Below are 12,451 nucleotides of genomic sequence, written 5' to 3'. Positions count from 1 at the left end.
AATCTTTATTAATCATATCATAAAAAAAAGATTGTAAAAATACAAAAATTCTGTCATTTAAAGATTTATAAAGTTGATCATTTAGCTTAAAAATAAACTTGAAAAGTTGGACACAAACGGATATCATGACTATAGGTAAAAAGATGTTAAATTTTATTGACAATTTTGCCCTTATAATTTTTTGTCCAAGAACGTGAATATTTTCACAAATTATGTGAAAAGTGAGTCTAGAATTGACCGCTTTAAAAATTACGGAAAAGGTTGGTGTGTCTTGTGAGAAATCCTAAAGTTGTTATTTTAGGTGCCGGTTATGGAGGATTAATGACCGTAACACGTCTACAAAAAATGGTGAGTGTGAACGAGGCTGATATTACACTTGTCAATAAGCATGATTATCATTATGAAACAACATGGCTGCATGAAGCATCTGCAGGCACCCTTCATCATGACCGATGCCGCTATCCAATTAAAGATGTAATTGACACAAACAAAGTAAACTTTGTGCAAGATTCTGTAAAATTAATTAAAACAGATGAGAAAAAAGTCATTCTTGAAAATGGCGAGCTTAACTATGATTACTTAGTAGTCGCTCTTGGGGCTCATCCGGAAACGTTTGGAATCCAAGGGTTAAAAGAATACGCTTTCACAATTTCCAACATTAATTCTGCTAGACAAATTAGAGAGCATATTGAATATCAATTTGCTACATACAATACAGAAGAAGAAAAAGATGATACACGTCTAACCATTGTAGTCGGAGGTGCAGGATTCACTGGAATTGAGTTTTTAGGCGAACTTGCCAACCGTGTTCCTGAGCTTTGCCGAGAGTATGATATTGACCCTAAAAAAGTCCGTATTATTTGTGTGGAAGCAGCACCGACAGCACTTCCAGGTTTCGATCCTGAACTTGTGGAGTACGCAGTTAATCAACTGCAGCGCAAAGGTGTTGAGTTTAGAATCGGCACAGCGATAAAAGAATGTACTGAACAAGGAATTATTGTTGGGAAAGACGATCAAACGGAAGAAATAAAAGCAGGCACTGTTATTTGGGCGGCTGGTGTGCGCGGAAACAGTGTAATTGAAGAATCTGGTTTTGAGGCAATGCGGGGCCGCGTAAAAGTAGAGAAAGACTTGCGCGCACCAGGACATGATGATGTGTTTATTATTGGAGACTGTTCATTAATTATTAATGAAGAAATCAATCGTCCATATCCGCCGACAGCGCAAATTGCAATGCAGCAGGGAGAAGTTTGCGCGAGAAATTTAGCTGCATTAATTCGCGGTAAAAAAGAACTCGAACCATTTAAGCCAGATATTAAAGGAACTGTTGCTTCTCTAGGAGAAGATGATGCAGTAGGTATTGCGTTAGGCAAAAAAATGGTCGGTACAAAAGCATCCTTCATGAAGAAAATGATTGATAACCGCGCGTTATATATGGTTGGCGGAGCAGGTCTCGTGTTGAAAAAAGGAAAATTCAAATTTTTTTAAGCTGAAGAAAAGAGCAAAGGCTTAAGGGCTTTTGCTCTTTTAAAATAATGTTTTATAAACATGAACAGCTTTTGTAATTTCTTTTAAAGCAGGAAAGTAAAATGTTTGGAGAAGGAGCCGCTCTGTATTTATTGAATTTTCGTAGTAATAAGCTTTTAAACAAATTAAATTAAAGAGCTCGCTATGCTGATTGCGATTAGAGGGTTCGATTCAGCATAAAATCGCCATGCAGATCTGCAATTATATAGTAGCCTGATGTATTTGGTCTGTCGGACAGCTATACCCGATATTTCCTTCAAAGTTCTTCGTTTTATTCTCAAGTTCTTGTGCTTCTTTTGTTTGTTTACACCGTCTTTTTTGTGCTTGAAGGAATGAAAGTTCTCTCTTAAATGTTGAAGCCAAATCCCTCTTTATGGTACTAGCACAAAAGCATCTCACATGAGTAAAAAACAGACAAAGCACTGTACATTAGGACAATCTTTCTTAAAGGTGATTTTTGGCATTTTGAAACGTTTGGGGAAACTTCCAGTTTTTTTGTATAAATTTTGAACTGCTCAAAGGTTGGAGAGCCTACTGAGAACCTTTTTGTGTGCATGTCAAACTTGCTTTGCTGATTTATGCCGATTAAATTAAATCTTGTACTTGATATATTGGAATAAATAGGTTAATAATTAAGGTAACAATTTATCGATTTGCTGCTTTAAAGGTTTGGCACATGTAAGAGGATCTGGCAAATTAACAAAGGCTGGTCAAGTTTTATCCTTATTAAACCACATAAGAACTTTTAATAATAATACGACAGTTTTCTGAGGGTGAGGTCACGATGATGAACATACCGGTGCTGTTGATTTCCATGCTGCTGTTCTTAGTTTTATTTTTTGGAATCGGTTTTTTATTAAATATGCTTTTAAGAATGTCATGGATAATGGCGATACTTTATCCGTTAGTATGTATTTTTTTAATTGATGAAGTGAATTTTTTTGATTATTTCAAATCACCTAGCCGCTCATTTTCTCTGTTGGGTGAAAAAATCGCCTCTCTTGCCGTAGCAGACATTCTCATTTTAGGAAGCGGGATGGTAGGTGCGATTCTATCAGGGATTGTCATTCGAATGCTTCGAGCAAGAGGATATCAAATGTTTTAAGCTTTTCCGTATAATCGGAAGGCTTTTTTTTTTAACAATGTTATTTGAGTGCCTACATTTTATTTTTAATTTATCGGAAAATTTATACATGTCGGAACGTATTGAAAAATACGCTCCTTTCAAAAGCTCCTCCAACGTATATTTTGTTTGCGATTTGGAAACAAATAGACGGTGAGAGGAGTGAAATTAGAAAAAATGAAGAGTATAAAAATGTGGACTAGAAGAATTATGATGAGTCTGTTGTTTATTGGGGCGTTTTTAACAACTTTTGAAACCATTTCAGGTGTGAAAGCAGATGAACTGACAAAATGGGTGATCAAACAATATAATCAAAGTGAAAATTCCCAACAAGCCGTTGCAAAAAATATTAATCATGCAAATCAAGGACAGACGATGGAAAAATCCATTGATTTATCAAAGTATCCAAAAAAAACAGTTGTGGCTACCGGATATACAGCCGGATATGAGTCGACAGGAAAACATCCTGGCCACCCTGAATATGGAATTACTTATTCAGGTGTTAAAGTAAAAAGGGATCATTTTTCCACTATAGCAGCAGATTTAAACGTTTTTCCGATCGGAACGATACTTTATGTACCCGGATATGGCTACGGAGTTGTTGCAGATAAAGGTGCTGCGATTAAAGGCAATCGGCTTGATTTGTATTATGAAACAGTAGAAGATGTTTACAATCAGTGGGGAAAGAAAAAAGTGGATGTTTATTTAGTTAAAAAAGGAAACGGAACGTTAACAGAAGAGGAATTAAAAAAATTAAACGAAAATAAAACGATGGAAGTTTTTAGACAACGGTAGCTTATCCCACAGGGATGGGCTTTATTTTTTGGTTTGAAAATAAAGCAAAGTTCTATTCGACCTCGTATAATAATTGAAGGAGGTGGAAAAATGTTTAAAGTACTAGACGGTTTAGAAGGGGAAAGTTTAATTGTTGGCCTTTTTAAGCAAAACGGAAATTTGTCAAAAGCTTTGCAGGAGCTGGATAAAAAATTGAACAATCAACTCACCAAGCTTATAAAATCAGGTGAAATTTCTTCTGCGAAAAACAGTGTCGCAAAACTATATACATTCGATGCTGAAAACGTAAAACGAATTTATTTTGTCGGGCTTGGGAAAGAAAAAGAATTCACGTTCCAAAAGGCAATGGAAGCTTTTGGGCATGCGTTTCAAGCTGTTCAACAAGATCAAAAGAAGATCGTAAGCGTACAGCTTTCTACCTTTATTGGAGGAGATGTGGAAGAGATAGATGCAGCTCATGCACTAGCGGAAGCGTTTGCCCTTTCTACATACAAAATAAAAAACTATAAACAACGATCAAGCAGCAGCGAATCAAGCATTGAAGCTGTTCATGTTTTGACAGATGCAGATAAAGCGAAAATAAACGCAGCCTTAACTGCCGGTTATGTTTATGGAAGAGGAACAAATTCGGCAAGAACTCTTGTGAACATGCCTTCAAATTTATTAACTGCGACAGAACTCGCGAATTATTCCATCGAACTGGCCAAAAAATATTCTTTTGAGATCGAAATCCTTGAAAAAAAGGATATGGAGGAAATGGGCATGGGGGGGATATTGGCGGTAAATAAAGGCTCCAGTGAACCCCCTAAAATGATTGTGTTAAAATACCAAGGAAAAAAGATTTGGGACGATGCGATTGGTTTAGTCGGCAAGGGAATTACTTACGATACTGGGGGCTACTCGTTAAAACCTAGAGATGGGTTAGTAAACATGAAGACTGATATGGCAGGAGCAGCAGCCGTTTTAGGAGCGATGGAAATTATCGGTGAAATAAAACCGAAACAAAATGTTGTAGCCGTTATTCCGGCTACTGACAACATGATTGGCAGCGGAGCGATGAAACCGGATGATGTCATCGTGTCATTAAGCGGAAAAACAATTGAAATTTTAAATACAGATGCTGAAGGGCGTTTAGCTCTTGCAGATGGCATCACTTATGCAAAGCAGCATGGAGCGAAATACATTATCGATGTTGCCACTTTAACCGGTGGAGTTATTGTTGCTCTCGGAAAGCACACAACAGGTGCGATGACGAACAACGAAAAACTGTATGATCAGCTTTTGAAAGCGTCTGTTGAATGTAATGAAAGAATATGGAGATTGCCAATTTTTGAAGATGACCGCGAGCGGGTAAAAAACAGTAAAATGGCGGATTTGAATAATTCCCCTGGCCGGGAAGGACATGCGATAATGGGCGGTGCTTTTTTAGCAGAATTTGCTCAAGATACGCCGTGGGTTCATTTAGACATTGCCGGGACATCCACTACTGCTAAGAAAGGCCCTCTAGGACCTGAAGGAGCAACTGGTGTAATGTCTCGAACATTGGCGGCCTTTGTGGAAAAATTCGTGCCGATTAAATCATGATGGGATCATCCATCATTCGGTTGAACTATTGCAGATTAGGCTTTATGTCAGAAATGTTATTGCTGTTTCAGTTTTTCGGCAGGAGCCACAATTCAATATAAAGGAGAAGAGACGGAATCTATTCTCCTTATTTTGTAAAATAGATGAGCGCCATTCAGTATGCTTGAAAATCGTGGATTGATTTCTTTCTGACATGTATGTTGTCGGAAGCAACACCAAATTAGGATAATGTGTCGGCACATTCTGACTTAACAAATTGCTGCACATTTATCCTGATTTGGTCTGTATTGTGAACGATTAGCTCAGTACTTAACATGTTTATAAGTGCGCATTTTTTAATGCTTTTTAAAAGAGAGCGAAGGCTTTTTTTGCATTTTTGATAATAGATTCGGCAAGAACTGTTTTCCTTCTTTTAAGGTAAGTCGAAAATATATGTGTATTATGTGGCAGAATTCATATTTGCGAACTCTTTTTCAAAAACTTTTTCTACAGGAACATAATTGTACCCAAGATCGCGGGCGACTGCCTCATACGTTATTTCTTTGTTGGCAACGTTGACACCTAATTTGATCGCTTCGTTTTTGGCGATTACTTCTACTAACCCTTTGTTGGCTATTTGCAATGCATATGGAATGGTCGAATTAGTAAGGGCGAACGTAGATGTTCTCGGAACTGCTCCCGGCATATTCGCAACTGCGTAATGAAGGACTCCGTGCTTTACATATGTCGGATTGTCATGAGTGGTGACATGATCGCTCGTTTCAAAAATCCCGCCCTGGTCAATGGCAACATCAACGATGACTGATCCAGGTTTCATCGATTTTACCATTTCTTCAGTCACAAGCTTTGGCGCTTTTGCACCGGGGATTAAGACAGCACCGATGACTAAATCCGCTTCTTTTACTGCTTCGAAAATATTATAGGAGTTAGACATGAGCGTTTGAATGTCGTTGCCAAAAAGATCATCTAATTCCCGAAGACGCTTAGGACTTACGTCAAGGATCGTTACATGAGCTCCTAAACCGATAGCCATTTTTGCAGCATTTGTACCGACTACCCCGCCGCCGATGATGACGACCTTGCCGCGTTCAACGCCTGGAACACCGGATAATAGAATACCTTTTCCGCCGTACGGTTTTTGTAAAAATTGCGTTCCAACCAGTGTTGCCATACGACCGGCCACTTCGCTCATCGGTGTTAACAGGGGTAACGAATGACCGTCAGAAACTGTTTCGTAAGCGACCGCAATCACACCGGATTCCTTCAACTCTTTTGTCAGCTCAGGATTAGCTGCAAGGTGCAGGTAAGTAAACAGAATAAGACCATCATGGAAATATTTATATTCTTCTTGAAGCGGCTCCTTGACCTTCAACACCATATCTGCTTCCCAAACCTTGCTTGTATCATGAAGAATTTCGGCGCCTGCTTGAATATATTCTTCATCATGAATTCCGCTTCCAAGACCTGCACTTTCTTCTACGAGTACACGGTGACCTGCCTTGACTAATGAAACAACTCCAGCTGGTGTAATGGCTACACGATTTTCGTTATTTTTAATTTCCCGCGGTACACCAATTATCATTGCAATCCCTCCTGTATAGTATAATTTCGTTTTAATATTCCATATGTACCAACAATGAGTCGGAATTTTCATGTACCTGTCCATTTTATTGTTTCTTTTCCTGCTGGCAATCATTCATTGAATTTTTTGTTTTTATATCATATGCAAATCCGTGTATGTTTGTCTGCAGCTTTCAGCGAAACCGCCAGTATATTTGCATAAATTTATAAAATCCACTTCCGTTGCGAAAATTTCGAACATATGGTATCTTATACAGAAATATTTAGGAGGGATGAGCTGTGAAAAGGGTCACTTTAATGGAAGTCTTCACTCATCCAATTACACAAAAATATTTAAAACGATCTGGCATCGCTCACGCGATTAAAACGGCTGATCACGCTTTTCGTCTTGCGATAGCATTCAATGTAAATCCCGATCTTGCGACAAAGGCGGCGCTGTTGCATGATATTGGCCATTATGAATGGTACACGGACGGTAAATGGGATTATGAAAAATATCGAAAAAATGATATTCATGCAATAAAAGGAGCGAACAGAGCGCATAAACTGCTGATAAGGCTTGGGGAAAAGCCTGAAGCAGCCAAGCAAATTGCTTTAGCTATTCTCCTTCATACGGATTCGTATTTGCCTGATGGTAATTTAAAGCAAAATCCTCTTCAGCGTATAGTTCGGCTTGCTGATGAATTGGATGAAGAACCAGGCGGAATGCATCATTACCGTCAAATTGACGAAAAGCTGGCTTTAAAGAAAATTAGGACTCTAGATAAAAAAGTTGAAAAGTACTATTCTCAGTTAAAATCCATTGTATAAGTGAACAATTTAGGCGTTTGATCATACAATACTATAAACAAACAATGGAAGTGGTGGTTTCGTTTGCCTTCTTTTGTAGGTCCAATTGAGATTAATGAAGTCGACTCAGGAATCATAAAAGTGGGTGACAGCTTTTCTATTTCTCCTAAGGCGAGTTTAAAATCTGCGCTTGGTTCAGGAGCTTTAAATGTTGGAGACTATGTAAAAACATTTGACGTTCGTAGCAAAACGAATGAACATTCGAAAAGTTTCTTTGATCAACCGATAATAGGGAATAGGTAAAATATTTTGCAAAACCTGAGATTGATTTTTCTTTCAACTCAGGTATTTTTTTATATAGAGGGAAAAAAGGAGTGAAACAATGAAAGTACGAAAGGCAAATATAATACATAACGGTGAAGAGATCAGAAACGTCTATATTTATGAAAACAAAAAAGAGGAGTATATATTAGTTGCTGTACCGCAGCTTGAATGGTCCAAGATCATTAAATATGAAGAAATCAATGACAAAACAAGAGAACATTTACAAAATTCTATTGCAAAAAGATCGAATGAGAACATTGCCATTTCACTTTCTTCGAAAATTACTCAATGGATACAGGAAATGTAAATTTTCAAGAGGATTTGAGAAACATGTAACCTCTGCTGTCAGACGGAGGTTACATTAGATTGCTTTCTTTTCTCTCTACTAATTCTATGACATCATGTATGTCGACTTGTAATACGGAGCAAATTTTTGCAAGCTTATCTAGAGGAAGGCGCTTCGTTTTGTTGTGGCACATTTCCCATACAAGCGTATGGCGAATATCAGCTTGACGGGCAAGTTCTCGTTTGGTCATTCTTTTTTGTTTCAATAAATTGTCCAATTTAATATGTATAACATATTCTTTTTTTTCCACTATGTTCACCCTTATTTGTCATATCTTCTCGGGATTTAGAAAATATTCTATCAATGTTCTTTCGTTCATTCAACCCTCTTTTATCAAAATTTTCCTTCTTTTTTATATGAATTTAACAAATGGGGGGAAGAAGGAGTCCTTCTGTTATAAAAATCATGATCATGCAATCTTTATAACAAGTTTGCCATACATCGCAAAAAGACACATACAATCACATTGCGTGTTTTTCGGTATCACGCATAAAACTTCAAATTAGTTTTTCGGTGAAAAATGATCGAAAATTCTATAAAATAAATATGAAAGATCGAAAAAAGGATCTTTTCAAGGGAGTGTGATACTTTGAATCATCAAGAAATCGAAAAAATCAACAAGATCTTCTTAATGCTTGAAAGGGAGTTAGACGAAACGAAAAAGGCGCTTGATAATATCAATAAGAGCATTGACAAATACGATAAATATCAATATACGAAAATTGTATAATGAGGCGACGACCAAATTTGGTCGCCTTTTTTATGATAATATATAATTTATAGTATAATAATTGCAAAACATCCATAGATTTCAAGCTGAATATAAATCAGATCAAAAGGAGGGGATGGCATTAAAAAGTGAGTTATTATTAAACAAAGTTCAAGTGGCAATGTTTATGAAGGATGCGGTCGAAAGGTCTGTAGACTGGCTTTATTTGCGGAATCTTTTGCATCGTTTTATCGAATCTAAACAAACATTTCCTTTTGCAGAGCTTTGTTATTTGCATGCGAACGTATTCAACAGCGAAAATGATGAAGAAGAATTGTACAAGCTTATGGCAGCTGCTGAATTGCTCGTCCTAGCTTTTGATATGTTTGATGATTTGGAGGATCTGGACAACTTTACAGAACCGTGGATGGATATTGATAGAGGGGAAGCGATTAACAGCTCATCCTTTCTTTATACGTTAAGTTTATCGCATATCCATTCGCTGTCATCACCTTATCGTTCTGAGATCCTTGGTCTGTTTCTTGAATATGCTTTGCAGGCTATGAAAGGCCAGCATATTGATTTGGCAAATGCCGTGAAGACAGAAAAAGAATGTTTGCAAATGATGAGATGGAAATCAGGTTCCCTTACAGCTCTTGCAGCTGAAGCGGGTGTCATGTTTGCATGCGGGAAAAGATACGAGGAAGTTAAGGAATACGGGCACCAAGTAGGGATTGCCGGCCAGATTGAGAATGATTATAAAGGATTGTTTACTCCGCATAAACAGGACAGGAAGTTTTTGAAGCCGTCACTGGCATTACTTTATTTGCAAAGGAAATTTAATCAAACAAGCGTGGATATTTTACAATATGTGCACAGCGGAAAAGACTTCGACGAATACTTTGGAAGCATTGTAGCTTTTAAAGAAAAGCTGTTGGAAGCGGGAGTCACCCAATATTTAAATGTGATGAAACACATCGCGCTTAAGAAGGCTGAAACTTATATAAAAAAACTTCCGCTGTCTGCTGAGAAATTGGATGAACTATTAACAAATTTAATCAAAAAATAAAAAAGGAGAGATCAATATGCAAGAAATCGTAAATTTCTTAATCGAAAACCCTGATGTTTTGGAGAAAGTCGTGAATGGACAAGCTAGTTTGATTGGAGTTGAATTGGAAGAATTATTGGGTATAATTGATGGGTTTGTAGATACGCTTTCTGCAAATTACAGCTATTGGTTATCATAATTTTAAAACGTTAAGCGGTGGGTAGTGTTGATTGAAAAGTTTAAAATAATGGATCGATTTTATAAATCATTAGTCATCATTAGCGTTTTCATTGTTTCTCATTCATTATATGTATTTTTTAAAGCTCCATATATTGGAGCTAATCTTAAATTAAATGAGAAAGGTCAAGTTGAAATCGTTGATTTAGATCCTGCTGCTTGGGCGAGCAAAGCGGGGATAAAAAAGGGGGATATATTATTAGAACTTAATGGAGAAAGAATTCAAGGTATAAATATTCAACTTCAACAAGACAGTATTTTGAAGATTAAATCTCAAGATGGAATTAAAGTATTAAAAGTAGAAAATTTAATTTTTTCTGAGCATTCCTTGTACATGCTCATTATTCCATTAATTATTTATTTTCTTTGTTTGTTTTGCAGCTATTTTATATATAAATCAAATGAAAAAATAAATAGTATTTCTCCATATTTTTTAAACATTTTTTTACTGTTTATTTCTTTAGCTTATTTAAGCGGCAGTGCTTCGGCACGTGGTGATCATGTTTCACAATACTTAGTACTCTTATTTTTTATTAGTGTTCCAGTCATTTATTTACATTTTTTATATTATTATTTTCTTGAATTTGGAAACGTATTGTTCAACAAAAAACTGATATATGCAGGGTATATTATCGTTTTCCTCAATATAGTTGCGAGAATCATTGAAGATTTTTATAATCATTTAAGTTTATTCACAAAATTTTTTAGTTTATTTTCTTTTTTAGTTGTCTTTTTTATAAGCTTTGTTACCAAAATTGTTGGTTTAAGTAAAGTTAAATTTTCTGAAATTGAATATCCGGTCAAAGTACTAATCGTTACAAACGTTATTGCTTTTTCACCGTTTATTGTTCTATATGTCATCCCTTATTTGTTTTTGGAACAAGCAATTTTTTCGCCTGCCCTTTTAGCGTCATTTTTGTTATTAGTACCTTTTTCCCTTGTGTATCAGTTTCTATCATCAAAGATATATGATATTGAGTTTATTCTAGGCAGAGTCAAATATTATGCTCTCCTTTCCATTTTGCCGACTATCTTTTTAGTGGCTTTTATCATACTGCTAAAAGAACATAATCCCAAAATTTACCCTATTCAACTTTCAATTATTATATATATATTAATGATATGTGTTTTTTATTTTAAAGAAATTGTTGACTTCCGCTTCCGGTTTAAGCGGTTTTCGGAAAAATATAATTATCAGGACAGCATTTTGAAGTATACGTCAAGGATCCGGAAAGCAGGCAGTTTAAAACAGATGATGGCTGAGTTAAAATCGACTATTTTAGAGGTTTTGAAGGTCAGCCGTGCATACTGCCTTGTTGTTCATGAGAGTGGACGGATCGAAATGGTTGATGATGATGGGGATGGCGTTCTTTTAGAAATTGCCCCATACGAAAAAGATATTTTAAATGCTGTAACAGAAATAGGGAAAATTGTAGAATTTGATAAAGGGTTTGTGTTAACTGTCGGTGAAACGAATAGAAGGAAATATGTTATTATTTGCCTTTCTGTCATTAAAACGCCTAAACTGACTCGTGATGAAATTTCTTGGCTGAATTCCCTTGCTTTTTATACGAATGTAACTGTAGAAAACTTTTTGAAAATAGAAGAATTGATGGAAAGGCTTGAAAAAGCGGAAGAGGGAAACAGCAATCCTGCATGGCTCAAAAAACTGCTGTTTGCAATTGAAGAAAAGCAGCGCTCCAATTTGGCGAAAGATTTGCATGATTCTGTGCTGCAAGATTTGATTTCGTTAAAAAGGCAATGCGAATTGGTTCTGGAGGAATCTGGACAATATCCTGCTGCTACGATCGAAAAAATTCAGAGCATGAATCAAAACATTCTTGATATCATTCATATGACGAGGGAAACGTGTCAAGAGCTGCGTCCGCAAATTTTATATGACTTGGGACTCGTCAAGGCGGTATCAAAGCTAGTAGCGCAATACGAAGAACAGTGTAATTTTCAAATCCGCTTTAATACGGGGAATTTTAACAAGCAGCTTGATATAAACATGCAGCTTAATTTGTACCGGATCATTCAGGAGCTTTTATCAAATGCGCGCAAGCATTCGAACGCGAAGCAAATATTAATTATGCTCGTCAATATAAGAGAAAAAATTGTATTGCACTATGAAGATGATGGCGTAGGCATCGATGAAGAACTGTTGTATGCGAAAACAGAAAGCATGGGATTGTCCGGAATTAGAGAGAGGGTAAAAGCTTTGGATGGTGAAATGAAGATTGAGACTTCTCCGGGAAATGGATTTCGGGTCTTAATTGAAATTTAATCACATTCTTGGGGCTGTCCAAAAAGTCAGGGTAACTGACTTTTTGGAGCCCCTCATTTTTTCACTTTTTAAAAAAAATGCACAAAAAAATCGTCCTTTCT

13 protein-coding genes are annotated in these 12,451 nt (G+C 36.5%); 11 read left to right on the top strand and 2 right to left on the bottom strand.

What is annotated here, in order from left to right; genetic code table 11:
* The first annotated feature begins 264 nt into the window (after nucleotides 1–264).
* The 4 genes from ACVIJU_RS16875 (at nucleotide 265) to ACVIJU_RS16860 (ending at nucleotide 5,029) form a co-directional block, all read left to right on the top strand.
* Entirely contained in the window at nucleotides 265–1,488 is a 1,224-nt protein-coding gene (locus ACVIJU_RS16875) for an NAD(P)/FAD-dependent oxidoreductase (RefSeq protein ID WP_186439306.1), read from the top strand.
* An 826-nt stretch (nucleotides 1,489–2,314) separates the two neighbouring features.
* Nucleotides 2,315–2,632, top strand: a complete 318-nt coding sequence (locus tag ACVIJU_RS16870; RefSeq protein WP_063387105.1) for a YuiB family protein — start codon at nucleotides 2,315–2,317, stop codon at nucleotides 2,630–2,632.
* Between the two features lie 195 nt (nucleotides 2,633–2,827).
* Complete coding sequence (locus tag ACVIJU_RS16865) at nucleotides 2,828–3,445, top strand: 3D domain-containing protein (RefSeq protein ID WP_456687791.1); 618 nt, start codon at nucleotides 2,828–2,830, stop codon at nucleotides 3,443–3,445.
* Nucleotides 3,446–3,535: 90 nt separating this feature from the next.
* The gene (locus ACVIJU_RS16860; RefSeq protein ID WP_456687790.1) at nucleotides 3,536–5,029 is read left to right on the top strand and encodes a leucyl aminopeptidase; all 1,494 of its coding nucleotides are present in this window, start codon (nucleotides 3,536–3,538) and stop codon (nucleotides 5,027–5,029) included.
* Between the two features lie 439 nt (nucleotides 5,030–5,468).
* Here the strand turns inward: ACVIJU_RS16860 and ald are convergent, their stop codons facing one another.
* Nucleotides 5,469–6,611 (bottom strand): alanine dehydrogenase, encoded by a 1,143-nt coding sequence (gene ald / locus ACVIJU_RS16855; protein WP_456687789.1) that lies wholly within the window; start codon nucleotides 6,609–6,611, stop codon nucleotides 5,469–5,471.
* 278 nt (nucleotides 6,612–6,889) lie between these two features.
* Here ald and ACVIJU_RS16850 point away from each other — a divergent pair, with 278 nt between their 5' ends.
* The 3 genes from ACVIJU_RS16850 (at nucleotide 6,890) to ACVIJU_RS16840 (ending at nucleotide 8,030) form a co-directional block, all read left to right on the top strand.
* The gene (locus tag ACVIJU_RS16850) at nucleotides 6,890–7,420 is read left to right on the top strand and encodes an HD domain-containing protein (protein ID WP_063387069.1); all 531 of its coding nucleotides are present in this window, start codon (nucleotides 6,890–6,892) and stop codon (nucleotides 7,418–7,420) included.
* Nucleotides 7,421–7,483: 63 nt separating this feature from the next.
* On the top strand, nucleotides 7,484–7,702 hold the full coding sequence (locus tag ACVIJU_RS16845) for a spore germination protein (protein ID WP_063387068.1): 219 nt from the start codon (nucleotides 7,484–7,486) through the stop codon (nucleotides 7,700–7,702).
* A gap of 79 nt (nucleotides 7,703–7,781) precedes the next feature.
* Nucleotides 7,782–8,030 carry a YueH family protein gene (locus tag ACVIJU_RS16840; RefSeq protein WP_066249236.1) on the top strand — a complete coding sequence of 83 codons (249 nt, stop codon included), beginning with the start codon at nucleotides 7,782–7,784 and terminating at the stop codon, nucleotides 8,028–8,030.
* Between the two features lie 49 nt (nucleotides 8,031–8,079).
* Here the strand turns inward: ACVIJU_RS16840 and ACVIJU_RS16835 are convergent, their stop codons facing one another.
* The gene (locus ACVIJU_RS16835) at nucleotides 8,080–8,319 is read right to left on the bottom strand and encodes a helix-turn-helix domain-containing protein (protein WP_232515690.1); all 240 of its coding nucleotides are present in this window, start codon (nucleotides 8,317–8,319) and stop codon (nucleotides 8,080–8,082) included.
* Between the two features lie 339 nt (nucleotides 8,320–8,658).
* Between ACVIJU_RS16835 and ACVIJU_RS16830 the strand changes: the two genes are divergently transcribed.
* From ACVIJU_RS16830 to ACVIJU_RS16815, 4 genes are all read left to right on the top strand, one after another.
* Entirely contained in the window at nucleotides 8,659–8,799 is a 141-nt protein-coding gene (locus ACVIJU_RS16830; RefSeq protein WP_063387066.1) for a DegQ family regulator, read from the top strand.
* A gap of 115 nt (nucleotides 8,800–8,914) precedes the next feature.
* Nucleotides 8,915–9,847, top strand: coding sequence for a polyprenyl synthetase family protein (locus tag ACVIJU_RS16825; protein WP_327863947.1), 933 nt, complete (start codon nucleotides 8,915–8,917; stop codon nucleotides 9,845–9,847).
* Nucleotides 9,848–9,863: 16 nt separating this feature from the next.
* Nucleotides 9,864–10,025, top strand: a complete 162-nt coding sequence (gene comX / locus ACVIJU_RS16820; RefSeq protein ID WP_082830253.1) for a competence pheromone ComX — start codon at nucleotides 9,864–9,866, stop codon at nucleotides 10,023–10,025.
* A gap of 27 nt (nucleotides 10,026–10,052) precedes the next feature.
* Nucleotides 10,053–12,350, top strand: a complete 2,298-nt coding sequence (locus ACVIJU_RS16815; protein WP_456687788.1) for an ATP-binding protein — start codon at nucleotides 10,053–10,055, stop codon at nucleotides 12,348–12,350.
* Nucleotides 12,351–12,451: the final 101 nt, after the last annotated feature.

This window comes from Aeribacillus sp. SP014 (assembly GCF_054055575.1).
This window is presented reverse-complemented; position numbering and strand designations above follow the sequence as displayed.